Source organism: Geomonas azotofigens (assembly GCF_018919395.1).
GTDB classification, from domain to species: domain Bacteria; phylum Desulfobacterota; class Desulfuromonadia; order Geobacterales; family Geobacteraceae; genus Geomonas; species Geomonas azotofigens.
The window spans coordinates 24,333-48,142 of the sequence record NZ_JAHLME010000008.1; the positions used below are offsets into that span (position 1 = coordinate 24,333).

Annotated in this window: 20 protein-coding genes; 19 read left to right on the forward strand and 1 reads right to left on the reverse strand. The window is 64.1% G+C overall.

Translation table 11 applies throughout. The annotated features are described in order from the left end of the window. The first annotated feature begins 243 nt into the window (after positions 1 to 243). From bioF to bioC, 3 genes are all read left to right on the forward strand, one after another. Entirely contained in the window at positions 244 to 1,413 is a 1,170-nt protein-coding gene (gene bioF, locus KOL99_RS19325) for an 8-amino-7-oxononanoate synthase (RefSeq protein ID WP_216512113.1), read from the forward strand. 104 nt (positions 1,414 to 1,517) lie between these two features. After that, complete coding sequence (locus KOL99_RS19330) at positions 1,518 to 2,297, forward strand: alpha/beta fold hydrolase (RefSeq protein ID WP_216512114.1); 780 nt, start codon at positions 1,518 to 1,520, stop codon at positions 2,295 to 2,297. 76 nt (positions 2,298 to 2,373) lie between these two features. Beyond that, on the forward strand, positions 2,374 to 3,192 hold the full coding sequence (gene bioC, locus KOL99_RS19335) for a malonyl-ACP O-methyltransferase BioC (RefSeq protein ID WP_216512115.1): 819 nt from the start codon (positions 2,374 to 2,376) through the stop codon (positions 3,190 to 3,192). Between the two features lie 80 nt (positions 3,193 to 3,272). Here bioC and ettA read toward each other — a convergent pair whose 3' ends face one another. Then, positions 3,273 to 4,958 (reverse strand): energy-dependent translational throttle protein EttA, encoded by a 1,686-nt coding sequence (gene ettA / locus KOL99_RS19340; RefSeq protein WP_216512116.1) that lies wholly within the window; start codon positions 4,956 to 4,958, stop codon positions 3,273 to 3,275. A 171-nt stretch (positions 4,959 to 5,129) separates the two neighbouring features. Between ettA and KOL99_RS19345 the strand changes: the two genes are divergently transcribed. From KOL99_RS19345 to KOL99_RS19420, 16 genes are all read left to right on the forward strand, one after another. Beyond that, positions 5,130 to 6,506 carry an RCC1 domain-containing protein gene (locus tag KOL99_RS19345; RefSeq protein WP_216512117.1) on the forward strand — a complete coding sequence of 459 codons (1,377 nt, stop codon included), beginning with the start codon at positions 5,130 to 5,132 and terminating at the stop codon, positions 6,504 to 6,506. Positions 6,507 to 6,649: 143 nt separating this feature from the next. Beyond that, entirely contained in the window at positions 6,650 to 8,128 is a 1,479-nt protein-coding gene (gene lysS, locus KOL99_RS19350) for a lysine--tRNA ligase (RefSeq protein ID WP_216512118.1), read from the forward strand. Further along, entirely contained in the window at positions 8,128 to 9,378 is a 1,251-nt protein-coding gene (locus KOL99_RS19355) for a lipoprotein-releasing ABC transporter permease subunit (protein WP_216512119.1), read from the forward strand. Before lysS ends, KOL99_RS19355 begins: the two co-directional genes overlap by 1 nt. After that, positions 9,371 to 10,051: an ABC transporter ATP-binding protein gene (locus KOL99_RS19360; protein ID WP_216512120.1), complete on the forward strand. Its 681-nt coding sequence runs from the start codon at positions 9,371 to 9,373 to the stop codon at positions 10,049 to 10,051. Before KOL99_RS19355 ends, KOL99_RS19360 begins: the two co-directional genes overlap by 8 nt. A 58-nt stretch (positions 10,052 to 10,109) precedes the next feature. Continuing rightward, positions 10,110 to 12,521, forward strand: a complete 2,412-nt coding sequence (bamA, locus tag KOL99_RS19365; RefSeq protein WP_268898964.1) for an outer membrane protein assembly factor BamA — start codon at positions 10,110 to 10,112, stop codon at positions 12,519 to 12,521. 25 nt (positions 12,522 to 12,546) lie between these two features. After that, on the forward strand, positions 12,547 to 13,062 hold the full coding sequence (locus KOL99_RS19370; RefSeq protein ID WP_216512121.1) for an OmpH family outer membrane protein: 516 nt from the start codon (positions 12,547 to 12,549) through the stop codon (positions 13,060 to 13,062). 187 nt (positions 13,063 to 13,249) lie between these two features. Next, positions 13,250 to 14,293 (forward strand): UDP-3-O-(3-hydroxymyristoyl)glucosamine N-acyltransferase, encoded by a 1,044-nt coding sequence (lpxD, locus tag KOL99_RS19375; protein WP_216512122.1) that lies wholly within the window; start codon positions 13,250 to 13,252, stop codon positions 14,291 to 14,293. A 60-nt stretch (positions 14,294 to 14,353) separates the two neighbouring features. Beyond that, the gene (gene fabZ / locus KOL99_RS19380) at positions 14,354 to 14,788 is read left to right on the forward strand and encodes a 3-hydroxyacyl-ACP dehydratase FabZ (protein WP_216512123.1); all 435 of its coding nucleotides are present in this window, start codon (positions 14,354 to 14,356) and stop codon (positions 14,786 to 14,788) included. 15 nt (positions 14,789 to 14,803) lie between these two features. After that, the gene (gene lpxA / locus KOL99_RS19385; protein WP_216512124.1) at positions 14,804 to 15,580 is read left to right on the forward strand and encodes an acyl-ACP--UDP-N-acetylglucosamine O-acyltransferase; all 777 of its coding nucleotides are present in this window, start codon (positions 14,804 to 14,806) and stop codon (positions 15,578 to 15,580) included. A gap of 111 nt (positions 15,581 to 15,691) precedes the next feature. After that, on the forward strand, positions 15,692 to 16,810 hold the full coding sequence (gene lpxB / locus KOL99_RS19390) for a lipid-A-disaccharide synthase (RefSeq protein WP_216512198.1): 1,119 nt from the start codon (positions 15,692 to 15,694) through the stop codon (positions 16,808 to 16,810). After that, complete coding sequence (gene msbA / locus KOL99_RS19395) at positions 16,807 to 18,555, forward strand: lipid A export permease/ATP-binding protein MsbA (RefSeq protein ID WP_216512125.1); 1,749 nt, start codon at positions 16,807 to 16,809, stop codon at positions 18,553 to 18,555. The genes lpxB and msbA overlap by 4 nt, the downstream gene beginning before the upstream one ends. 116 nt (positions 18,556 to 18,671) lie before the next feature. Then, complete coding sequence (locus KOL99_RS19400; protein WP_216512126.1) at positions 18,672 to 19,583, forward strand: lysophospholipid acyltransferase family protein; 912 nt, start codon at positions 18,672 to 18,674, stop codon at positions 19,581 to 19,583. Between the two features lie 503 nt (positions 19,584 to 20,086). Next, a complete protein-coding gene (locus KOL99_RS19405) occupies positions 20,087 to 21,397 on the forward strand; it encodes a 3-deoxy-D-manno-octulosonic acid transferase (RefSeq protein ID WP_216512127.1) in 1,311 nt (436 codons plus the stop codon). A 25-nt stretch (positions 21,398 to 21,422) separates the two neighbouring features. After that, complete coding sequence (gene lpxK / locus KOL99_RS19410) at positions 21,423 to 22,466, forward strand: tetraacyldisaccharide 4'-kinase (RefSeq protein ID WP_236026475.1); 1,044 nt, start codon at positions 21,423 to 21,425, stop codon at positions 22,464 to 22,466. Positions 22,467 to 22,473: 7 nt separating this feature from the next. Beyond that, positions 22,474 to 23,529 (forward strand): lipopolysaccharide heptosyltransferase I, encoded by a 1,056-nt coding sequence (gene waaC, locus KOL99_RS19415; RefSeq protein WP_216512129.1) that lies wholly within the window; start codon positions 22,474 to 22,476, stop codon positions 23,527 to 23,529. 45 nt (positions 23,530 to 23,574) lie between these two features. Then, entirely contained in the window at positions 23,575 to 23,808 is a 234-nt protein-coding gene (locus KOL99_RS19420; protein ID WP_216512130.1) for an acyl carrier protein, read from the forward strand. The last annotated feature ends 2 nt before the right edge of the window (positions 23,809 to 23,810 follow it).

A 23,810-nucleotide genomic window follows, 5' to 3' on the forward strand; every position in this document is an offset into this window, starting at 1 on the left:
GTATCAGCTGTTGCGCTTCCGGCGTTAAAAAAACTTTAAGAGTATATCCCTCTTCCCGGGGGGCGCAATTCCGGCGCGGAGGGCGGGCCGGACGGCAACTCGGCGATAATTCGCTTTCATATCAGGTGAATAGAAATATCAGCATACAATTGTCAACCGTCGCCGGCTGGCAGGTTGACGAACCGCGGCGCCTGTGCTAATAACAAGTGCTCCACGTGTAACCTGCCATCGAAAGGAGAAGCTGTGCAGACATTCGCGGAAGAACTGGACCAGTTGCGCTCCGAGGGGCTGTACCGCAGCATGCGGGTACTAAAGGGGGCGCAGGGGAGCCACGTCGAGCTGGACGGTAAAAAGGTGCTCCTGCTTTGCTCCAACAACTACCTCGGGCTTGCCGATCACCCCGCCCTGCGCCGTGCCGCCGTCTTCGGTGTCGCATTCGGGACCGGAAGCGGCGCTTCCCGGCTGGTTTCCGGCACCATGGAGCTGCACGCGGAGCTGGAGGAGCGTATCGCCCGGTTTAAGGGAACCGAGAAGGCGCTGGTTTTCAATTCCGGTTATGCCGCCAACACCGGGATCATCTCCGCCTTGGTGGGGCGCGGCGACGCCATCTTTTCCGACAAGCTGAACCATGCCAGCATTGTGGATGGCGCATTACTCTCGCGGGCGAACTGCCACCGTTACCCGCACCGGGACATGGCGGCCCTGGAGCGGCTGCTGCAGGATAAGCCGGGCACGGGGCGGCGACTGATCGTCACCGACGGCGTCTTCAGCATGGACGGCGACATCGCCCCGTTGCGACGGATGGTGCAACTCGCGAGGCAGTACGACGCCCTGCTCATGGTCGACGACGCCCACGGCACCGGTGTCCTTGGAGCAACCGGGCGTGGCACGGCCGAGCTCCTCGGGGTGATGGACGGCGTGGATATCCACATGGGGACGCTGGGCAAGGGGCTGGGGAGTTTCGGCGCCTACGCGGCCGCCTCGCAAACGATCTGCGATTACCTGGTGAACAAGGCGCGCAGTTTCATCTTTTCCACCTCGCTGCCGCCGGCGGTGCTGGCCCCGTCCATCGCGGCCCTGGACCTGGTTGACTCCCGGGAGGGAAAGGAACTGCGGGACAGGCTGTCGGCAAACGTGGCGCTGTTCAAGGAGAGGCTTGCCGCCGCCGGCTTTGATACCATGGGGAGCGAGACCCAGATCGTCCCCGTCTTCGTGGGGCCGGCCGAGGCAACCATGCAGTTCAGCAAGGAACTTTTGGACCAGGGAATCTTCGTGCAGGGGATCAGGCCTCCCACCGTTCCGGCCGGCAGCTGCCGCCTGCGCTGCACCATCATGGCGACCCACGACCCCGCCGATCTCGAAGCCTCCGCCGACACCATCGCCCGAGTGGGAAAGAAACTCGGCGTAGTTTAAATCGAAAAGCGGAACACAGAGGACCTTTCAGAAGCCCCCTTGTGCTGGTCTCTGTGCCCTCTGTGGACCTCCGAGACCTCTGTGGTCAGCTTTTGAGGATCTTTATGACTTTGCATTTTCAGGAGACAGGAGCGGGAAGGCCGGTTGTTTTTGTCCACGGCTGGGCCATGTCCGGCAGAGCCTGGCGCTTTCAACAGGGGCTGCAGGATGCGGGGCGGCTCATCTTTTTGGACCTGCGCGGCCACGGCCATTCGGCGCCGACTCCGTCCTACACGATCGATGATTACGCCTCGGACCTGGCCGCTTTCTTCGAAGAGCTCGCCTTGTGGGACGCGGTGCTTGTTGGGTGGTCGATGGGGGTGCAGGTGGCGCTGCAAGCCTTCCCCGCGCTGCGCTCCCGGCTGGCCGGCATGGTGCTGGTCGGAGGGAACGCCAGGTACGCCAGCACCGACGACTATCCGCACGGCAAGGCGCCGGTCGAGGTGAAGGGGATGGGGCTGCGCCTTCGGCGCGACCACCAAAAGACGATGGGCGACTTCTTCAAGGGGATGTTCGCGGAGGGAGAGCTGGACCACGCGCTCTACCAGCGCATCGTGCACGAGATCGTGATGGGGGGGCGTTCCGCCGACACGGAGGCGGTGATGCAATCGCTGAACATCCTGTCGTCCGCGGACCTGCGGGAGCGACTGCCGCAGGTGGACCGGCCGGTGCTGGTCATCCACGGCGAAAAGGACACCGTCTGCCCCGTCGCCGCCTCGGTTTATCTGGCGCAGCACCTCCCGATGGCCAAGCTGGAGATATTCCAGGAGTGCGGTCACGCCCCCTTCATGACCAGGCCCGAGCGGTTCAACGCGGTGCTGCGCGAGTTCATCGCAGGACTTTAAATTTGAGTACTTGGGGGTGCATCCTTTCCCCCTCCCTAACCCTCCCCCTCCGGGGGAGGGAATTGAGAAGGTATCGATGGCGGCAGAGATAGACAGAGACAAGGTGCGGGCGTCGTTCCACCGGCAGGCCACGGATTACGACCGGCACGCGGTGGTGCAGGGGCGGGTGGTGGACAAGCTGCTCGGGCTGCTGCAGGCGGAGCAGGTAGCACCCGCGTCCCTGCTCGACATCGGTGCCGGGACCGGCAGGCTCTTGGCGCGGTTGACCGAGCTCTACCCGGAGATGGATGCCGTCGGCGTCGATCTCGCGCCGGGGATGTGCGAGGCTGCCGCCGCGAACCTTGCCGGCAGGCGGGTACGCATGGTGAATGCCGACGCCGAGTCGCTCCCCTTCGATGCGGAGAGCTTCGACGTGGTGGTCTCCACCTCGACCTATCAATGGCTCGCGACGTTGGACGGTGCCTTTGCCGAGGCGCGGCGGGTGCTGAGGCCCGGAGGGGTGTTCTGCTTCGCCCTGTTCGGGGAACGCACCCTGTTCGAGTTGCGGGAGTCCTACCGGGCGGTGCTCGATGGGGGCGCCGACCGCACCCACAGCTTTTTTGCCAATGACGAGGTGGCGGCCGCGCTGGAGCGGTCGGGCTTCGAGGCCCCGCGGGTCGGCTCGGAACTGGAGGTGGAAATGCACCCCGACGTGCCGGAGCTGCTCCGGTCGCTGAAGAAGATCGGAGCCGGGAGCACGGCGCCCGCCAGCGGCAAGGGACTGTCGGAGCGGCGGCTGATGCTGGAGATGATGGCGAGCTACCGCAAGCGGTTCGGCAGAGAGGACGGTGTGCCGGCGACCTACGAGGTGGTGTACGGGGTGGCGAGGAAGGGTGGGGGCGAATTGGGCGAATAATTATTCGCCCCTACAGGAACACAAAGGGGGGCGGCCGATTTTCGGCCGCCCCCTTTTTTTGCTGCTTGCTCCTCCGCGGTCTAGGCGCGGGTAAGCTGCCGGTACCTGATGCGGTGCGGCTGGTCGGCCGCATTGCCGAGGCGGGCGTGGCGGTCTTCCTCGTACTCGGAGTAGTTCCCCTCGAACCAGACCACCTTGCTGTCCCCCTCGAAGGCGAGGATGTGGGTGGCGATCCTGTCCAGGAACCAGCGGTCGTGGGATATGACCACAGCGCAGCCGGCGAAATTCTCCAGGGCCTCTTCCAACGCGCGCATGGTGTTGACGTCGAGGTCGTTGGTCGGTTCGTCCAGGAGGATGACGTTGCCGCCGTCCTTGAGCATCTTGGCCAGGTGCACGCGGTTACGCTCACCGCCGGAGAGCATGCCCACTTTCTTCTGCTGGTCGGCGCCGGAGAAGTTGAACCGGGCCACGTAGGCGCGGGAGTTCACCAGCTGCTTGCCGAGCTGCAACTGCTCCTGCCCCTCGGAGATCACCTCCCAGATGGTCTTGTCCGGATCGAGGGCGTCCCTGCTCTGGTCAACGTAGGCGAGCTTCACGGTCTCGCCGGTCTTGAAGGTGCCGGAATCCGGCTTCTCCTCCCCGGTGATCATGCGGAACAGGGTGGTCTTGCCGGCGCCGTTGGGGCCGATGACACCGACGATGCCGCCCGGCGGGAGCCTGAACTCCATCCCCTCGATGAGGAGCTTGTCGCCGTACCCCTTGCTGACGTTCTCCGCCTCGACCACCACGCCACCCAGACGCGGCCCGGGCGGGATGAAGATCTCCAGGTCCTTGGCACGCTGCTCGCTCTCGGTGTTCAGCATCTCCTCGTACGAGGTGATGCGCGCCTTACCCTTGGCGTGGCGCCCCTTCGGGGACATCCTGATCCACTCCAGCTCGCGCTTCAACGTCTTCTGACGCTCGCTCTCGCTCTTCTCCTCCTGGGCCAGGCGCTTCTCCTTCTGCTCCAGCCAGGATGAATAGTTCCCCTGCCACGGGATCCCCTGGCCACGGTCGAGCTCAAGGATCCAGCCGGCCACGTTGTCCAGGAAATAGCGGTCGTGGGTGACGGCGATGACGGTGCCGGCGTAGCGCTGCAGGTGCTGCTCCAGCCAGGCGACGCTCTCGGCGTCCAGGTGGTTGGTCGGCTCGTCCAGAAGCAGGATGTCCGGCTTCTGCAACAGCAGGCGGCACAGGGCCACGCGGCGCTTCTCACCACCGGAGAGGTTGGCGACGTTGGTCTCGGGGGGCGGGCAGCGCAGCGCGTCCATGGCGAGCTCGAGCCGGCTGTCCAGGTCCCAGGCGTCCAGGTGATCCAGCTTCTCCTGCACCTTGGCCTGGCGGTCGCAGAGCTTCTCCATCTCGGCGTCGGTCATCTCCTCGCCGAACTTCATGTTTATCTCGTTGAACTCGTTGACCAGGTCGACCACTTCCTGCACGCCTTCCTCGACGCACTGGCGCACCGTCTTGCTCGGGTCGAGGGTGGGCTCCTGCTCCAGGAAGCCGACGGTGTAGCCCGGGGAGAGGATGGTCTTGCCGTTGAACTCCTTGTCGACGCCGGCCAGAATCTTTAACAGCGAGCTCTTGCCCGAGCCGTTCAGGCCGAGCACACCGATCTTCGCGCCGTAGAAGTAAGAGAGGTAGATGTCCTTCAGCACCGGTTTCTTATCGTAGAACTTGCTCACACCGATCATCGAGTAGATGACCTTGTTCGGCTCGATCGCCATGACTGCCTCCGTATTGTTTTATTAAGCTTTGTATCCTTTTGTAAAAGGCCAATTATTACATGTAAGCGGTGCGGCGTGTCAACTGCCATCGCCCCGGAGTCCGTCCTTGACATTCTACTTTATGTATAGTTAAATCCGCCGGATCGAATTAACGAGCAAGGGGTCTCTCATATGCAAACTCGCAGGCGTCACAGGCTTTTTATCTACGCCGGGCTTCTCTCCGCCGCACTCTCCGGTTGCGGCGGTTCCTCCTCCAAAGACCATATCCCCTCCACCGTCAGCATCTTCTTCAGCCACAGCGTCATCTTCAGGAACCACAGCACCTTCACCATGGGGTACAACGGTTTCGGCCAGCTGGGCGACGGCACCCTGACCAAGCGCGAAGTCGCGGTTCACGTGCCGGGGGCTGACAACATGGTTCTGCCGGGCGCCAAGGCCGTGGCGGGCAACGAGCACACCATGGTGTTCGGCAACATCTCGAGCCTGATCTCCACCTGGGGGTACAACCTCTACGGTCAGCTCGGCGCGGGAAGCAAGGTCTCCACGACCTATCCCGATGCCTACAGCTCCAAGCCGGTGGAGGTCTGGATGCACGCCACCGTCACCGACATCGCAGCGGGCGGCTACCACTCGCTCGCCGTCGCCGGCGACAAGCTTTACGCCTGGGGGCAGAACACCTACCATCAGGCTGGCAACGCCACTTCCACCACCAACTATACTGCCCCCGTCCTGGTCACCACCGGTCGCGACGGCGAGAACCTGACCCAGCTGCATCCCATTCAGGTGGCAGCCGGCGGCCTCCATTCCCTCGCGCTCCTGAGCACCGGCGGCGGCACCCCCGTCAACTACGTCTACGCCTGGGGCGGAAATGACTTCGGGCAGGTCGGTTTCGGCAAGACCAGCTTCGGCACCTACTCGACCAGCAGCGCGCATCCCAGAAGGATGACCTTCCCTTCGGAAGTGACCGGCACTATCGAGCAGATCGCCGCCCTAGGGAGCGCGAGCCTCGCCCTCGAAGTGCAAAGAAACAACCTCGGCGCCATCACCTCCGAGATCCTGTGGGGCTGGGGCTACAACGACGCGGGGGAGCTTGGCGACCTGATCGAGCACGGCAAAGTCACGCCGCTGACCTTGAAGAGCAGCCCCGATCCGGTCCGGGTGTTGACCGTGGACGTCGCCGGTACCGGCAAGGAAATCAAGAAGATGGCCACCGGGACTAACCATATCCTGCTGCTCTTGGGGGCTCCCGGCAACGACGGCAGCGACGGCAGCTACGAGATCCAGTCCATCGGGAACAACTACTACGGCCAGCTTGGCAACGGCACCTTCGACAACACCAGCAGCCTCGTCTACGTGCTTCAGGCGCTGGGCGGCGCCCGCTTCACCGGGCCCACCGACATCGCCGCCTTCGGCACCAGTTCCTTCGCCAAGGTGAACGGCGTCTGGTACGCCTGGGGCAATAACAGCTTCGGGCAGGTCGGCAACAAGGTCGACACCACGGCGGGAGTTCCCTATTTCAAGACGCCGGTCACGGTGAAGTTCCAGTAGCACATTTGTCAGGATAGATACGGCTTTAGCCTTGTGTCACGGGCTGAGCCGTACCCCCTTTTCCCTTGACTTGGCTGGCGCAAATAGTTTAGTTTGACGGATTGTTTCACAGCCCAACGCGGTAAAGAAAGGTTGCAGATAACATGGAAGAGTTGAGCGAACTGCTGCTGCAGAGAAGACGCAAGGTAGATGCATTGTGGGAAGCGGGTATCAACCCGTACCCGAACGATTACAAGCCCCAGCACACCTCCGCCGACGTGCGCGACGCCTACGGCGACAAGGAAGTGATCGAGGACGACCCGCAGACCTTCGTGGTCGCCGGCCGCATCATCATGCGCCGCTCTTTCGGCAAGGCCGCCTTCGTGCAGGTGCAGGACCGCAAGGGGCGCATGCAGCTGTACCTGAAGAAGGACACTCTCGGCGAGGAGCTCTTCGCCGAGTTCGAGAACTACGACATCGGCGACATCATCGGCGCCACCGGCACCCCGTTCCGCACCAAGACCGGCGAGCTGTCCCTCGCCGTCTCCACCGTCCGCCTCCTGACCAAGTCGCTTTTGCCGCTGCCGGAGAAGTTCCACGGCCTCACCGACGTGGAGACCCGCTACCGCCAGCGCTACGTCGACCTGATCGTCTCCCCGGAGGTGCGCGAGGTCTTCTACAAGCGCTCCAAGATCGTGCAGCTCATCCGCGAGTTCATGACCAAAAAGGACTTCCTCGAGGTCGAGACCCCGATGATGCAGCCGATCCCCGGCGGCGCCACCGCGAAGCCGTTCGTGACCCACCACAACGCCCTGGACATGGAACTGTTCCTGCGCATCGCCCCGGAGCTCTACCTGAAGCGCCTGGTGGTCGGCGGCTTCGAGCGCGTCTTCGAGATCAACCGCAACTTCCGTAACGAAGGCATCTCGGTGCGTCACAACCCCGAGTTCACCATGATGGAGTTTTACCAGGCCTACGCGACCTTCGAGGACCTGATGAATTTCACCGAGGAGCTCCTCTGCCACGTGACCCAGGAACTCCTGGGAACGCTCGACTTCACCTACGGCGGCGAGGCGATCAGCTTCCAGCGCCCCTGGAAGAGGTTCACCGTGAAGGAGGCCATCCTCGAGTACGGCGACATCGACGCGAAGTCCCTCGAGGACCGCGACCTCGCCTACGCCTACTCCCAAAAGATCGGGCTGGAGCTTCCCGAGGACATCGGCTACGGCAAGCTGATCACCGAGATCTTCGAGGAGGTCGCCGAGACCAAGCTGATCCAGCCGACCTTCATCACCAACTACCCGACCGAGGTGTCGCCCCTTTCCCGGAAGAACGACCACGACCCGGACTACGTGGACCGCTTCGAGTTCTTCTGCGCAGGGCGCGAGATGGCTAACGCCTTCTCGGAGCTGAACGACCCGCGCGACCAGAAGGAGCGCTTCCTGGCCCAGGTCGCCGCCAAGGACAAGGGTGACGAGGAGGCGCACTACATGGACGAGGATTACATCCGCGCCCTGGAGTACGGCCTGCCGCCGACCGCCGGCGAGGGTATCGGCATCGACCGCCTGGTCATGCTCCTCACCGACTCCCCGTCGATCCGCGACGTCATCCTGTTCCCGCAGCTGCGCAAAGAGGGCAAATAATGCCCTTTGAGCTCTTCATAGGGCTGCGCTACCTGAAGGCCAAGCGCAAATCGACCTTCATCTCGCTGATCACCCTGATCTCGGTGGCCGGCGTGGCGCTGGGTGTCATGGCCCTCATCATCGTGCTGGCCGTGATGACCGGGTTCGAGGAGGACCTCAAGGAGAAGATCCTGGGGACCAACGCCCATATCGTGGTCCTCAACGGCGTCGGCGCCGTGCAGGACTACCCGCAGGTGATGAAGAAGCTGCAGGGGATCGACGGCGTGGTCGCCGCCACCCCGTTCATCTACAACCAGGTCATGCTCTCCACCGGCAAGAACGTTTCCGGCGTGGTGCTGCGCGGCATCGACGTGGCCACCGACGCCAAGGTGACCAACCTGCACAAGTCGATGGTCGAAGGGGACCTGAACTCGCTGGAAGCCGAGGTGGGGAAAACGCCGGGGGTGGTGATCGGCAAGGAACTCGCCAAGAACCTGGGACTCTTCCTGGGGGACACGGTCGACGTCATCTCCCCGATGGGGAACATCACCCCGCTCGGCATGATGCCCAAGCTGAACCGCTTCCGCATCACCGGCATCTTCAACACGGGCATGTTCGAGTACGACTCGACGCTCGCCTACGTCTCGCTCAAGGAAGCCCAGCAGTTCCTGGGGCTGGGCGACGTGGTGACCGGGATCCAGTTGAAGGTGCGCGACGTCTACAAGACCGGCGAGCTGGCCCGCCGGATCGACCGCGAACTGGGCCCCCCGTACCACGCCCGCGACTGGATGCAGATGAACAAGAACATCCTGTTCGCGCTGAAGACCGAGAAGAGCGTCATGTTCATCATCCTGACCCTGATCGTGCTGGTGGCGGCCTTCGGCATCGCCTCGACGCTGTTCATGGTGGTCATGGAGAAGACCCGCGACATCGCGATACTGAAGTCGATGGGGGCGACCAGCCGCAGCATCATGCGCATCTTCGTCTTCGAGGGGCTCATCATCGGCGTCCTGGGCACCATCCTCGGCGTACTGGGGGGACTCCTGGTCGCCCTCAACCTGGAGCCGATTGTCTCGGTGATCCAGAAGCTGACCGGGTTCGAGCTTTTCAGCAAGGATATCTACTACCTGGACCACTTCCCGTCCCAGGTGGTGGCCTCCGACGTGGTGCTGATCAGCGTCACCGCCGTGCTCATCTCCTTCGCCGCGACGCTGTACCCCTCCTGGGCCGCCTCGCGCATGGCCCCGGCGGAGGCACTGCGCTATGAGTAACCTGCTCGAGGTAACGAACCTGTTCAAGTCCTACGGGACCGGCGAGGCGAAGGTCGAGGTCCTCAAGGGGATCGATCTCACCGTGGCGGCGGGCGACACCATCGCGCTGGTCGGCCCCTCCGGCGCCGGCAAGAGCACCCTGTTGCACGTGATGGGGACCATCGACCGTCCCACCTCCGGCGAGGTGCTCTTCGACGGGGAGAGGGTGTTCAACCTCGCGGACCAGCCGCTGGCGTCCTTCCGCAACCGCTCCATCGGCTTCGTGTTCCAGTTCCACCACCTGCTGCCGGAGTTCTCGGCGCTGGAGAACGTGATGATGCCGCTTCTGATCGGCGGGGAGAAGCGCTCCCGCTGCGAGGGGCGCGCGCTTAAGCTTTTGAAGGACGTGGGTCTGTCGCACCGGGTCACCCACCGGCCGGGCGAGCTTTCCGGCGGCGAGCAGCAGCGGGTGGCCATCGCGCGCGCCCTGGTGCGCGAGCCGAAGCTGCTTTTGGCCGACGAGCCGACCGGCAACCTGGACATGAAGACCAGCGAGGAGGTGCATGCGCTCCTGTACGAGATCCAGCGCAGGACCGGCATCTCGTTGGTGATCGTGACCCACAACGAGCACCTCGCGGCCGGCATGGCACGCACCGTCCGGATGGTCGACGGCAAGGTAGTCGAGGCGGCCTGAAGCGGCGCCTCCCTTTTTTAATCGATGATTATTCTTTTTGCCTTTTTCGGGGGACCCTTTGCTGCGTAAATCGTTATCTACCCTGCTTGCCGCTCAGCTGATGCTTTGTCTGACGGTTTCCTCCGCCCAGGCCGAGCAGGCTGCCGCGGGGAAGGCCACCGATCCCGCCGCGGGTAAAGCCGCTGCCGACAAGGCCGCCGGCGAGAAGGCCGCCGGCGAGCAGGCGGCGAGTGACAAGGTTGTGGCGGTCAAGGTCGGCGGCAACCACCGCATCGAGACCGCGGCCATCCTCCAGGCGGTCCGCCTCAAGGCGGGCGACCTCGTCACGCCCGACAAGGTCGACGCCGACATCCGCGCCATCTACAAGCTCGGGCACTTCACCGACGTCAAGGCGCAGAGCGAGGCGAAGGACGGCGGCGTCGTCGTCGAATACGTGGTGACCGAGAAGCCGATCGTGCGCGAAGTGAAGATCGAGGGGGCCAAGGAGCTCTCCACGGACAAGGTGCGCGAGGCGATCGACATCAAGCCCAACAGCGTCTTCTCCGCCAAGGACCTGCAAAAGAGCGTCAAGAAGGTGAAGAAGCTCTATACCGACGAGGGGTACTACCTCGCCGAGGTCTCCGGCGACCTGAGCATCCGCTCCGATACCGAGGTGCACGTCATCTTCCGCATCAAGGAAGGGGACAAGGTGCTCATCCAGCAGATCGAGTTCGACGGCAACCACGCCTTCCCGGACAAGAAGCTGAAGAAGACCATGGAGACCAACGAGAAGTGGTTCCTGTCCTGGCTGACCGGCGCGGGCACCTACAAGGAAGAGGTGCTCAAGAACGACGTCAACCTCCTCACCGAGCACTACATGAACAACGGCTACGTCAACGTGAAGGTGGGCGAGCCGAAGGTGGAGCTGCTGTCCGACCGCAAGGGGCTCAAGGTGACCATCGGCATCACCGAGGGTGAGCAGTACCGCATCGGCAAGTTGGGCTTCAAGGGGGAACTCCTGGAGAGCGAGACCGTGCTCAACGGCAAGCTCAAGGAGAAGCCCGGCCAGCTCTTCAGCCGCGCCGACCTGCGCGCCGACGTCTTCGGCCTGACCGACCTGTACGCGGACAAGGGGTACGCCTTCGCCAACGCCAACCCGCTCACCAAGATGAACCCCGACAGCCACACCATCGACATCACCTTCGACATGGAGAAGGGGCAGAAAGTCACCATCGACCGGATCAACATCAGCGGCAACGTGAAGACCCGCGACAAGGTGGTGCGCCGCGAACTGAGGCTCGACGAGGGGGACCTGTACAGCTCCACCGCGCTCAAAAAGAGCAAGCAGAACCTGATGAACACCGGCTTCTTCGAGGAGGCCAACCTGGCCACCGCCAAGGGGAGCGCCGCCGACAAGCTCGACCTGAACGTCGAGGTCAAGGAGAAGCCGACCGGGACCTTCAGCATCGGCGCCGGTTACAGCTCGCTGGACGGCATCATCGGCCAGGGGTCGGTGCAGCAGGCGAACTTCCTGGGGCTGGGCCTCAAGATGACCGCCGCCGCGTCGCTGGGGAGCAAGTCGCAGACCTACAACCTCGGCCTCACCGATCCGTACTTCATGGACACCAAGTGGACCCTGGGCGCCGATATCTACCGCAACGAGCGCCAGTACCTCGACTACACCCGCAGGGCCACCGGCGGCGACATCAAGGCGGGCTACCCCCTCACCGACACGGTGAGCACCTTCTGGCTCTACAAGTACGAGACCAAGGAGATCTTCGACGAGTCCGAGGACCTGCGTCTGAACATCCTGAACGGGACGGTGCTGCAACCGGAGACCAACTCCACCACCAGCGCCATCATCGGCAGCCTCTCCAGGAACACCACCGATTACCGGCTCGATCCCTCCACGGGGATGATGAACTCCCTCTCCATCGAATTCGCCGGCGTGGGGGGGAGCAACCGCTACATCAAGTACATTACCGAGCACACCCTGTTCCAGCCGCTGTTCTACGGCGTCGGGTCCGTCCGCGGTACTCTGGGGTACGTCCAGTCCTACGGCGGCAAAGAGGTCCCCATCGACGAGAAGTTCTACCTGGGCGGCATCAGCTCGCTGCGCGGCTATTCCTCCAGGACCGTCAGCCCGAACAAGACCACCCCGGTCCCGGTCTCCGGCATCGGCGGCCTGACCGGCAGTAAGGACAACCGCGTCTACCTGGGCGGTGCCGTCGAGGCCGTGGCCAACGTGGAATGGACCTTCCCGCTGCTGAAGGACGCGGGGCTGAAAGGGGTCGTCTTCTTCGACGCCGGTAACTGCGACAACACCTTCAACGGCACCTTCAATAACATCCTCACCTCGTACGGCGGCGGCATCAGGTGGTACTCGCCGATCGGCCCGCTGAGGCTCGAGTACGGGGTTCCCCTGAACCCGAGGGAAGGGATCGACAGCAAGGGCGGCAAGCTCGAATTCTCAATCGGCAGCATCTTCTAAATCCATGCATTGCAAGGAGCAAGTCATGAAACGTTTCATCGTGGCAATTTCGCTGGTTCTGGCACTTCCGCTTTCGGTACTGGCCGCCGACGGTTCCAAGATCGGTTCCGTTGACATCCAGAGAGTGCTGTCGCAGTCCGACGCGGGCAAGGAGGCCAAGGACCAGCTGATGCAGAAGGCTTCCAAGTACGAGGCCGAGAAGGCGGCCAAGGAGGCCGAGCTCCTCAAGCTGAAGGGGGAGTTGGAGAGCCAGGGGACCGCGCTCTTGAACGAGTCCGCCCGCAGCGCCAAGGACCGTGACTACCAGAAGGGGATGAAGGATTACCAGCGTTTCCTGAAGGATGCCCAGGACGACCTGCAGTTGAAAAACGCCGAGTACACCAACAAGATTCTCGACGAGATCGGCAAGGTGGTCCAGGAGTTCGGTCGCAAGAGCGGCTACACCGCCATCTTCAGCAGGGAGACCATGGTCTACGTCGACCCCGCCGCCGATGTCACCGACGCGGTGCTGAAGACCTTCAACGAGAGCAGGAAGAAGTAGAAACCTAACTGCCGTTCTACGTTCTATGTACGTTCTACGTTAGAAGCACGTCTGAAGGTGCGGATACCCTGCTGCCTCAGCCGTCACCGGATCATTTCGATGAGCCCCCTTTTCACGAAGGGGGACTTGTCGTTTTTAACGTAGAACATAAAACGTAGAACCTAGAACGGTCTTCAAGGACGTTGCCATGAAAAAGACACTTCGTGAGATTGCGGAATACCTCGGCGGCACGGTCGCCGGGGACGGCGAGATCCTGATCGGCGGGCTGGCCACGCTGGACGACGCGGGAGAGGGGCAGCTCACCTTCCTCGCCAACCCCAAGTACGCCGCAAAGGTCGCCACCACCAACGCCTCGGCCGTGCTCATGGGCATGGGCGGCAACACCCACGGCAAGAACGCCATCTTCCACGCCAACCCCTACCTGGCCTTCGCGAAGCTTTTGACCCTGTTCTACACCGCGCCTGCCGCGCCGCTGGGCGTGCTTCCCGGCGCCTTCGTGGCTCCCGGGGCGAAGATCGGCAAAGACGTCACCATCTACCCCGGCGCCAGCGTCGGCCCCGGCGTCACCGTCGGCGACCGCGTGACCCTGTACCCGGGCGTGGTGCTCTACCCCGGCTCCAGCGTGGGGGACGACGTCACCCTCTACGCCAACGTCAGTGTCCGCGAGCGCTGCCGCATCGGCAACCGGGTCACTATCCACGACGGCACCGTGGTCGGCTCGGACGGCTTCGGCTATGCCCCCGACGGCAGCGCCTGGTACAAGATCCCGCAGATCGGCATCGTGGTCATCGAGGACGACGTCGAGATCGGTTCCAACGCGGTCATCGACCGCGCCGCCCTCGAGGTGACCCGCATCAAGCGCGGCACCAAGATCGACAACCTGGTCCAGATCGCGCACAACTGCGTGATCGGCGAAGACTGCATGATCGTCTCCCAGGTGGGGATCTCGGGGAGCACCCAGCTTGGCAACCACGTCATCCTGGGCGGCCAGGTGGGCGTTGCCGGGCATCTCAAGATCGGCGACAACGTCATGATCGGCGCGCAGTCCGGCGTGCCGGGGAACGTCGAGCCGAACCAGGTCCTTTCCGGCACCCCGGTCATGCCGCACCGCGAGTGGTTGAAGAGCTCGACCCTGGTCCCCAAGCTTCCCGAGTTCAGGAAGACCCTCTCCGCGCTGGAGAAGCGGGTGGCCGAGCTGGAAGAGAAGCTGGCGCAGAGCAACAACGACTGAAATGAAATAACTTCGGCTCAAGCCCAAGGGGCGTGAGGCCGATGCGAGGAGAGAATCAGCATGCTCGACATAGTCCAGATTATGGAAATTCTGCCCCACCGTTACCCGTTTCTCCTGATCGACAAGGTCCTCGAACTCGAGCCGGGCAAGCGCGTGGTGGCCATCAAGAACGTCACCATGAACGAGCCCTTCTTCCAGGGGCACTTCCCGGGCTTCCCGGTCATGCCGGGGGTCCTCATCATCGAGGCGATGGCGCAGTCCGCCGCCATCCTCGCCTACACCGCGATGGGGGCCGATGCCAAGGAGAAGGTCAGCTACTTCATGGCCATCGACAACGCACGCTTCAGGAAACCGGTCAAGCCGGGCGACACCCTGAGGATCGAGGTGGAGACCCTGTTCAGCAAGCGCGGCATATGGAGCTGCGCCGCCAAGGCCTACGTGGGCGACACCCTGATGACCGAGGCGGAACTGAAGGCAACGCTGGGCGACAAGTAGTAAACGGAGAAAGCTATGATCCACAGCACCGCAATAATCCACCCGGGCGCCAAGATCGCCGAGGGTGTCGAAATCGGCCCGTACGCCGTCATCGGCGAAAACGTGAGCATCGGCAAGGGGACCAAGATCGGTCCGCACGCGGTCATCGACGGCTGGACCGAGATCGGCGAGGCGAACACCATCTTCCACATGGCCTCCGTGGGCGCCGTGCCGCAGGACCTCAAGTACCGCGGCGAGAAGACCTGGCTGAAGATCGGCAACGGCAACACCATCCGCGAGTTCGCCAGCCTGCACCTGGGCACGGTCACCGGCGACGGCGAGACCACCGTCGGCGACAGCAACCTGTTCATGGCCTACTCCCATGTGGCGCACGACTGCCACATCGGCAACAACGTGATCATGGCCAACTCCGCGACCCTCGCCGGGCACGTCACCGTCGAGGACTACGCCATCCTGGGCGGGCTGTGCGCCGTGCTCCAGTTCATGCGTATCGGCGCGCACGTCATGGTGGGGGGGATGACCTCCGTCCCCATGGACGTTCCCCCGTACACCATCATCACCGGCGACCGTTCCGAAAGCCGGCTGCGCGGCCTGAACCTGATCGGGCTTAAGCGCCGCGGTTTCTCCGACGAGACCATCTCGAGCCTGAAGAAAGCCTACAAGCTCCTCTCCATGTCGGGACTGAAGCTCGCGGAGGCAGTCGAGAAGATGAAGTCCGACGTTCCCAAGTGCCCCGAGGTGGATCACTTCATCGAGTTCATCGAGAGCTCCAAGCGCGGGGTCGCAAGGTAAGAAGCAGGTTGAGGTTGAGGTTGAGGTTAAGGAAGACGCTTTTTCTCGACCTTAACCTCAACCTCAACCTGTTTTTCAGAGGTTCTTTTGCAAGACAAGAAACAATCAGTGATGGTCGTCGCCGGGGAGGCTTCCGGCGAGATGTACGGCGCGCAGATCGCGACCGCCATCCGCGCGCTGTCCCCCGAGACCCGCTTCTTCGGCATGGGGGGGAACTGCATGCGCGAGGCCGGGGTCGAGACCCTGGTCGATGCCAACGTGATGGCGGTGATGGGGCTCGTGGAGGTGGTGGCGCACTTGCCGACCATCGTTCGCGGCTTCACCACCCTCAAGAGAAAACTCCTCACCGATCCCCCCGACCTCTTGATCCTGATCGATTACCCGGACTTCAACCTGCGGCTCGCCAAGGTGGCCAAGAAGGCGGGCATCAAGGTGCTCTACTTCATCTCGCCGCAGGTCTGGGCCTGGAGAAGTCACCGCGTGCACGGTATCGGGCGCGTAGTCGACATGATGGCGGTGCTCTTCCCGTTCGAGGTCCCCTTCTACCAGAAGGCGGGAGTACCGGTCACCTTCGTGGGGCATCCCCTTTTGGACCTGGTCAAGCCGACCATGAGGCGGGACGAGGCGCTCGCCTCGCTGGGGCTCGACCCGCAGCGGCGCTGCGTCGGCCTCTTCCCGGGGAGCCGCCGCTCGGAGCTGCAGAAGCTCCTCCCCATCATCCTGGAGTCGGCGCGAATCCTCAAGGAGCGCATGCCCGACCTGCAGTTCGTGCTGCCGCGCGCCACCTCCTTGAAGGACGAGGACCTGGCGCCGTATCTGGCCGGCACCCGCCTGGAGGTGAAGGTGGTGGCCGGGAGAAACCACGACGTGATGAGCGGCTGCGACGCGGTCATCGCAGCGTCGGGTACCGTGGTCATGGAGCTGGCCCTCGTGGGGGTGCCGCACGTGATCATCTACAAGATGTCCACCCTCACCTACGAGATCGGCAAGAGGGTGATCAACGTGCCGCACATCGGCATCAGCAACATCGTCGCGGAAAAACGGATGGTCCAGGAACTGCTGCAGCACGAGGCGGAGCCTGAGCCTATCGCCGACGAAATCGACGCCCTGCTGAACCGGCCGGGGTACGCGGCACAGATGCGCGAGGATTTCGCGGCCATGAGAGTGAAGCTTGGTAACGGCGGGGCCCTGGGCCGTGTGGCCCGACTCGCCTTGGAGATGATGAAATGAGCAGTAGCAGTGCAGCACCCGTTACACCCAACGTATTTCAACGCCTGTTAAGCTACAGCCGCCCCTACGGGTGGCGCATCGCGCTGGCCGCGCTCGGCTCGGTCGGCGTGGGGGGCATGGACGGCGCCATGGCCTACCTGGTGGAGCCGGTCCTGAGAAGGATCTTCTCCGGCAAGGAGACCGCGATCTTCGTCCTCTTGCCGCTGGGGATCGTCGTCCTCTACGCGCTGCGCGGCCTGTGCCGCTACACCAACGACTATTTCATCCGCAGTGCCGGGCAGCTCGCGGTACAGGACGTGCGCAACGACCTCTACGAGAAGAACATGAGGCTCAGCATCGGCTACTTCCACCGCCACGAGACCGGGACGCTCATGTCGCGCGTCCTCTCCGACGTGAGCATGATGCAGGAAGGGGTGGGGCAGGTGATCACCGGCCTGTTCCGCGACGGCCTCTCCGCGGTGGCCCTTTTAGGGGTCATCTTCTACCGCGACTGGCAGCTCGCGCTGATCTCCTTCGTGGTGATCCCGTTGACCGTGGTCCCGGCCCGCAAGATCGGCAAGAGGATCAAGCGCGTGGCGCGCCAGGGGCAGGAGAAGATGGGGGATCTCGCCAGCATCCTGCAGGAGACCTATTCCGGCATCAAGGTGGTCAAGGCCTTTGGCCTGGAGGACCGCGAGATCGAGCGCTTCCGGGCGCGCAACCGCGACTTCTACCACTTCACCCGCAAGAACATCAAGTACGAGGGGCTCTCCACGCCGATCATGGAGTTCATCACCTCGTTCGGCATCGCCGCGGTGATCTGGGTCGGCGGCTCCAACGTCATGCACGGCACCAAGAGCGCCTCGGAGTTCTTCTCCTTCATCACCGCCATGGTGCTGGTGTTCAACCCGATCAAGCGCCTCTTGACCGCCTTCAACAACCTGCAGCGCTCCATGGGTGCCGCCGAGCGGGTCTTCGAGGTCATGGACGAAGAGCCGGAGATCGTGGACGCCCCCGGTGCCCGCGACCTGGGCAAGGCGCGCGGCGAGGTGGAATTCCGCGACCTGCGCTTCAAGTACGAGGACGACTACGTGCTGCAGGGGGTGAACCTGAAGGCGCAGCGCGGCGAGGTGATCGCCCTGGTCGGTCCCTCCGGCGGCGGCAAGACCACCCTGGTCTCGCTGATCACCCGCTTCTATGACCCCACCGAGGGGCAGGTGCTCATGGACGGCGTGGACATCCGCGAGCGGACCATGAAGAGCCTTCTGGAGCAGATCGCGCTGGTCGACCAGGAGACGATCCTGTTCAACGACACCATCGCCAACAACATCCGCTACGGCAGGATGGCGGCCACCGACGCCGAGGTCGAGGCCGCGGCGCGGGCCGCCTTCGCCCACGACTTCATCCAGGAACTCCCCGAGGGATACCTGACCAACATCGGCGACCGCGGCGTGCGCCTTTCCGGCGGCCAGCGCCAGAGGCTCTGCATCGCCCGCGCGATACTCAAGGACGCGCCCATCCTGATCCTGGACGAGGCGACCAGCGCGCTCGACACCGAGAGCGAGCAGATGGTGCAAAAGGCCCTCAACAACCTGATGCAGAACCGCACCACCTTCGTCATCGCCCACCGCCTCTCCACCATCACCCACGCCGACCGGATCGTGGTGCTGGAGAAGGGCGTGGTGGCCGAGATGGGAAGCCACGATGACCTGCTCCAGGCGGAAGGTATCTACAGCCGCCTGCACGGCATGCAGTTCAGGGCGTAATCTCGGCACTCCCCTCCCGCAAGGGGAGGGGGAAGCGTACACAAGACTTTTATTCCCCTTCTTTTGGATGGGCTGCCATGGTAGCCGTGAAGGATGGGGTGTTGAGGGATTTTTTGATGCTGAAGCATCTGCGCTGGTATCTTGAAACCGGATTCTTCCTGGCCATCTCCTCCACCGTCGCGTTGTTGCCCGATGCTCTGGCGCTCGCCGCCGGGCGCGGGCTCGGGCGTATCGCCTTTGCGCTGCTGGGCAAAAGGCGCAGGATCGCCATCGCCAACTTCGAGGCGAGCCTCCCCTTCCTGGAGCGCCAGCCCGGCTGGCAGGGGGGGAGCGCGCGGCAGCTGGCGCGCGGCGTCTTCGAGAACCTGGGGTGCTGCATCGTCGAGGTCTGCAAGATCTACGGCGGGCGCGGGCAGGAGCTGATCGACGCGGTGGAGATTCGCGGGGCGGAGCACTTCGACGCCGCCTTCGCCAAGGGGAAAGGGCTCATCTTCATCACCGCCCATAGCGGCAACTGGGAGCTTTTGGCGCTCGCCTTCGGGGTGCGCAAGCACGAGCTCTCCGTGGTGGCCAGGCGCCAGGACAACCCCTACCTGGACCGGATGATCGAGCAGATCCGTAAGAGCTACGGCAACGGGCTCATCTACAAGGACGGGGCGCTCAGGGCCATGTTCTCCGCGCTTAAGAAGCGCGAGGTGGTCGGGCTCCTGATCGACCAGGCGGTGCAGTCCGAGTGGGGGATCCTCGCCGATTTTCTTGGCCGTCCCGCCTGGACCATGCGCATGCCCTCCCTGATTGCCAGGAAGAGTGGCGCGCCACTATTGCCCGCCTTCATCCACCGCGAGGGGAACAAGAGCATCATCACCATCCACCCGGAGTACCGGCTCTCCGAAGCCTGCGATCCCGAGGTCGCCGCCGCCGAGGACGCCAACGGGCTGAACCGTTACATCGAGGAGTACGTGGTGGCGCATCCCGATCAGTGGTACTGGGTGCACAAGCGCTGGAAGAACGCGCCGTCGGCCGCGTGAGGCGAATGGCCGTTTCGCCCGTCTCCTCCGGCAACCGCGCTTGGCAATGTCCCAACCCCTCTCCTCCGTCGACCACTGTAGGGGCACATAATCATTTGCCCGGCCGCCGGTGCCCGGTCGCCATCGCTGCAGGAGAGAGCAGGCGCGCCTAAAGGCGGGCGAATGATTATTCGCCCCTACAGGCATTGTTCGAGTTCCCTCGCGTGGTCAACCTTCTGTAAGAAGCGCCGCGATGGCCTAAGGCCATTGGCAATGTCCCAAGCCGTCTCCTCCGGCAACCGCTGTAGGGGCAAATAATCATTTGCCCAGCCGCCGGTGCCCCGGTCGCCATCGTTGCAGGAGAGAACAGGTGCGCCCAAAGGCGGGCGAATGATTATTCGCCCCTACAGGTGCTGTGTGCCGGTGCATTTCCCCAGGCGCCGGTGCCCGACCGGCGTCTTTGCAGGAGAGGTCGCACGCGCCAAGGGGGCAATGATTCGCCCCTACGAGGTCTTTGCATAGAAATGATCAACATCATCTACAACCTGCTCCTGTGGCTCGTCCTGCCGCTACTGGTGCCCTACCACGCCTACCGGTCGCTCTCCCGGGGGCGCCGTACCGCCTTCCTGGAACGCTTCGGCCGCATCCCCGCTGATGAGCTGAACCTGATCGGCGGCGGGAACGGCACCATCCTGGTGCACGCGGTCTCCGTTGGCGAAACCAACGCCGCGCTGCCGCTCCTGAAAGGGATCCGCACCCGCTTCCCCGGGAAGAAGATCGTTATCTCCAACGTCACCGAGACCGGTCGCAGCGTGGCCCAAAAGAGCAAGGCGGCCGACCTCTGCATCTACTTCCCCTTCGACTTCCCCTTCGCCGTCCGCGCCGTGCTGGAGAGTATCCGGCCCGAAGTCGTCGTCATCATGGAAACCGAGATCTGGCCCAACTTCATCGGCGTCGCGCGAGAGATGGGCATCCCGGTGCTCCTGGCCAACGGCCGCATCTCGGACCGCTCTTTCGGCCGCTACCTGCGCCTGTCCTGGTTCTTCCGCCCGGTGCTGCGGCGCCTCTCCGCGCTCTGCATGCAGACCCCCGTCGACGCTGAGCGCATCGCGGCGATCGGGGCGCCGTCCGCCGCGGTGCACGTGGGCGGCAACCTGAAGTACGACATCCCGGTGGTCAAGGCGAAGCCTGAGCAGGTGGCCGAGATCAAGGCGAAATACCAGATCCCGTCGGACTGCTTCGTGTTCGCCGCGGCGAGCACCCACGAGGGTGAGGAGGCGCAGGTCCTCTCCGCCTACCGCGACCTCCTGGCGCGCGATCCGCACAGCTTTCTGATCCTGGCGCCGCGCCACCCGGAACGCGCTCCCGGCGTCGCCGAACTGATCAGGAAGGAAGGCTTCCCCTTCCAGTCCCGCTCCGCCCTGGACGGCTCCGGCCCCTTGCCGGCGGGAGGCATCCTGCTGCTGGACACGGTGGGGGAGCTGGCCGGACTGTACCGCGCCTCGGACCTCGTCTTCGTCGGCGGGAGCCTGGTCGCGACCGGCGGACACAACCCGCTGGAGCCGGCCGCCTGCCAGGTGCCGGTGCTGTTCGGACCGCACATGGAGAACTTCCGCGAGATCGCCGCGCTCTTCGTCAAACATTGCGGCGCGGAGGTGCAGCCCGCCGACCTGGAGGGACTGAAGGCCGAGTTGCTGCGGCTCTCGGCGGATGCGTCGCTGCGGGAAGAGCTCGGGCGCCGCGGCGCCGGCATCCTCCTGGAGAGCGCGGGCGCCACCGGCCGCCATCTGGACGTGATGGCGTCCCTGCTGGAGCGAGGAGGAAAACGTGGCTGACCTGGAGACCTACTATCGCGACCTGATGGCGGGGAAGCGCTCGGCCCCGGGCGACCGGGCCCTGCTCGGCCTGCTGCGGCTCGCCTCGCGCCCCTACGCGGCGATTCTGCGGCTGAGGGCGCTCGGGTACCGGCTCGGGCTCATCCCGTCGCACCGGCTGCCGCGCCCGGTGATCTCGGTGGGCAACCTGGTCCTGGGCGGCACCGGCAAGACCCCGACGGTCGCTTGGCTCGCCGGCCGCCTCATGAGCCGGGGCAAGCGGGTCTGCGTGCTGTCACGCGGCTATGGCGGCAGCGCCGAGGGTGAGATCGGCATCGTCTGTGACGGCGAGAAGCTCCTGCTCACTCCCGCAGAGGCCGGCGACGAGCCATGCCAACTGGCGGGAATGCTGCCGGGACTCATGGTGGTGATCGGCTCCAGCCGCTACCGCGCGGGGCTGCATGCGCTGGAAAAGCTCAACCCGGACGTCTTCATCCTGGACGACGGCTACCAGCACCTGAAGCTGAAAAGGGACCTGAACCTCCTGCTGCTGGACGCCTCCAACCCCTTCGACAACGGACTCACCCTGCCGGGCGGTTTCCTGCGCGAGGCGCCGGCGGCGGCCGGCCGCGCGGACCTGGTCATCTGCACCCGGACGCCGGAAGCAAAGGGGAGGACCGCCCCCGTTCCCGGCAAGCCGACCTGCTGGACAAGGCATCGACTTTCTGGCATAGTCCCGCTCGGCGGCGGCCCCGCCGCCGGCTTCGAAGCGGCGCAGGGTCCCCGCGTCATGGCCTTTTCCGGGATAGCCAACCCGGGCGCTTTCTTCGACGGGCTGGAAGCGGTCGGGGTGAGGCCGGTGACCACGCTCTCCTTCCCGGACCATGTGAGCTACGGCGAGCCCGAGATTGCCGCCATCCTCCGGCTGAAGACCGCATCCCGCTCCACGGTCCTCCTCACCACTCAGAAGGACGCCGTGAAGTTGCTGCCCCACGCCGACAAGCTTTCCGGCTGCTTTGCCGTCATGTTGGAACTGGAGTTCGAGGACTCGCGTCCCCTGGAGCAGGCTTTGAACCGTTGCTGTGAGTGAAACGAATATGCGCGTACTGATCATCAAACCATCCTCCCTCGGCGACGTGATCCAGACCCTGCCGGTGCTCGACTTCCTGCACCAGGCGGTGCCGGGCATCGAGGTCGACTGGGTGGTCGAGGAAAACCTCGAGGACCTGCTGGCGGGGCACCCGCAGGTAAGCCGGGTGCACCCGGTCCCGGCGGCCCTGTGGCGCAAGCATCGCTTCTCAGCGAAGACCTGGCGCGGCGTGTCGGCCCTGCGCAAGACCCTGTGCGAGAGGGCCTACGACCTGGTTTTCGACCTGCAGGGGGACCTGATCAGCGGGGTGATCTCCCGGTACTCCGGTTGCGCGGACCGGCTCGGTTTCGAGCGCGATGCCGTCGTGGAGCCGCTGAACACCTGGTGCAACACGCGCCTCATCCCGGTGCGCAGGCAGGAGTATCACAACATCGACCGCTTCCTGCGCCTGGTCAGCATCCCCTTCGCCAAGGACTTCCGCACCATGGAGCTTCCCGGCCACCTCGTCAGCTCTCCCGAGGACGAGGCCAACGCAGAGGCGCTCCTCGCCACGCTGGCGGACGGGCTGGTTTTCCTGTTCCACCACGGCACTGCAAACCCGACCGAGGCCTGGAGCGAAAAGGGGTGGACCGGATTGGGGCGGGAGGTGCTGGAGCGCTTCCACGACGCCACCATACTGCTCCCCTGGGAGAACGAGGCGGAGCGCCAGGCAGCCTTCTCCATCGCCTCCGCCATTGGCCAGGGGTGCCGGGTGCTGGACCGCCTTTCCCTGAAGGGGATGGCGGCCCTCTTGAAGAAGGTCGATCTCGTGGTCGGGGGGGACGCCGGGCTGGTGCAGATGGCCGCGGTCCTCGGCACGCCGACGGTCTCGTTTTACCGCGGCACGCAGGCCAAGCGGAGCGCGCCGCGCGGCGACGCCCATGTCGCCCTGCAGTCCCCGATGCACTGCGCGGGCTGCCTCAGGGCCCACTGCGACAAGGACGCCAAGTGCCGCGACAGCATCAAGGTGGAGGCGATGCTCGCCGCCGTCACCCGCCTGCTGGCGCTGCCGGGAAACATGTAACTTCGGGCTGGCGTTGCCGCCCTATCGTGTACAGGAGAATTTGAAATGGAATTGCAGGAGAGGCTGAACGAGGTTTTTTGCCAGGTATTCGACGATGACGACATCCGCATCGCTCCCGAGATGACCGCCGACGACATCGATGGCTGGGATTCGCTGTCCCACGTGAACCTCATCGTAGCTGTGGAAGCTACCTTCGGGATCCGGTTTACCCACAAAGAAGTACTCACCTTCAAGAACATCGGCGACCTGCTCAACTGCATCACCGCGAAAGTGCAGTAGGC

What these genes read in the sequence shown, in the direction of transcription:
- KOL99_RS19405 (WP_216512127.1), top strand. Translation starts at nt 20,087, where the DNA reads ATGATCAACATCATCTACAACCTGCTCCTGTGGCTCGTCCTGCCGCTA.
- lpxD (WP_216512122.1), top strand. Translation starts at nt 13,250, where the DNA reads ATGAAAAAGACACTTCGTGAGATTGCGGAATACCTCGGCGGCACGGTC.
- lysS (WP_216512118.1), top strand. Translation starts at nt 6,650, where the DNA reads ATGGAAGAGTTGAGCGAACTGCTGCTGCAGAGAAGACGCAAGGTAGAT.
- KOL99_RS19330 (WP_216512114.1), top strand. Translation starts at nt 1,518, where the DNA reads ATGACTTTGCATTTTCAGGAGACAGGAGCGGGAAGGCCGGTTGTTTTT.
- msbA (WP_216512125.1), top strand. Translation starts at nt 16,807, where the DNA reads ATGAGCAGTAGCAGTGCAGCACCCGTTACACCCAACGTATTTCAACGC.
- waaC (WP_216512129.1), top strand. Translation starts at nt 22,474, where the DNA reads ATGCGCGTACTGATCATCAAACCATCCTCCCTCGGCGACGTGATCCAG.
- ettA (WP_216512116.1), bottom strand. Translation starts at nt 4,958, where the DNA reads ATGGCGATCGAGCCGAACAAGGTCATCTACTCGATGATCGGTGTGAGC.
- KOL99_RS19400 (WP_216512126.1), top strand. Translation starts at nt 18,672, where the DNA reads ATGCTGAAGCATCTGCGCTGGTATCTTGAAACCGGATTCTTCCTGGCC.
- bioC (WP_216512115.1), top strand. Translation starts at nt 2,374, where the DNA reads ATGGCGGCAGAGATAGACAGAGACAAGGTGCGGGCGTCGTTCCACCGG.
- KOL99_RS19345 (WP_216512117.1), top strand. Translation starts at nt 5,130, where the DNA reads ATGCAAACTCGCAGGCGTCACAGGCTTTTTATCTACGCCGGGCTTCTC.
- KOL99_RS19370 (WP_216512121.1), top strand. Translation starts at nt 12,547, where the DNA reads ATGAAACGTTTCATCGTGGCAATTTCGCTGGTTCTGGCACTTCCGCTT.
- lpxB (WP_216512198.1), top strand. Translation starts at nt 15,692, where the DNA reads ATGGTCGTCGCCGGGGAGGCTTCCGGCGAGATGTACGGCGCGCAGATC.
- KOL99_RS19420 (WP_216512130.1), top strand. Translation starts at nt 23,575, where the DNA reads ATGGAATTGCAGGAGAGGCTGAACGAGGTTTTTTGCCAGGTATTCGAC.
- lpxA (WP_216512124.1), top strand. Translation starts at nt 14,804, where the DNA reads ATGATCCACAGCACCGCAATAATCCACCCGGGCGCCAAGATCGCCGAG.
- KOL99_RS19355 (WP_216512119.1), top strand. Translation starts at nt 8,128, where the DNA reads ATGCCCTTTGAGCTCTTCATAGGGCTGCGCTACCTGAAGGCCAAGCGC.
- lpxK (WP_236026475.1), top strand. Translation starts at nt 21,423, where the DNA reads ATGGCGGGGAAGCGCTCGGCCCCGGGCGACCGGGCCCTGCTCGGCCTG.
- KOL99_RS19360 (WP_216512120.1), top strand. Translation starts at nt 9,371, where the DNA reads ATGAGTAACCTGCTCGAGGTAACGAACCTGTTCAAGTCCTACGGGACC.
- fabZ (WP_216512123.1), top strand. Translation starts at nt 14,354, where the DNA reads ATGCTCGACATAGTCCAGATTATGGAAATTCTGCCCCACCGTTACCCG.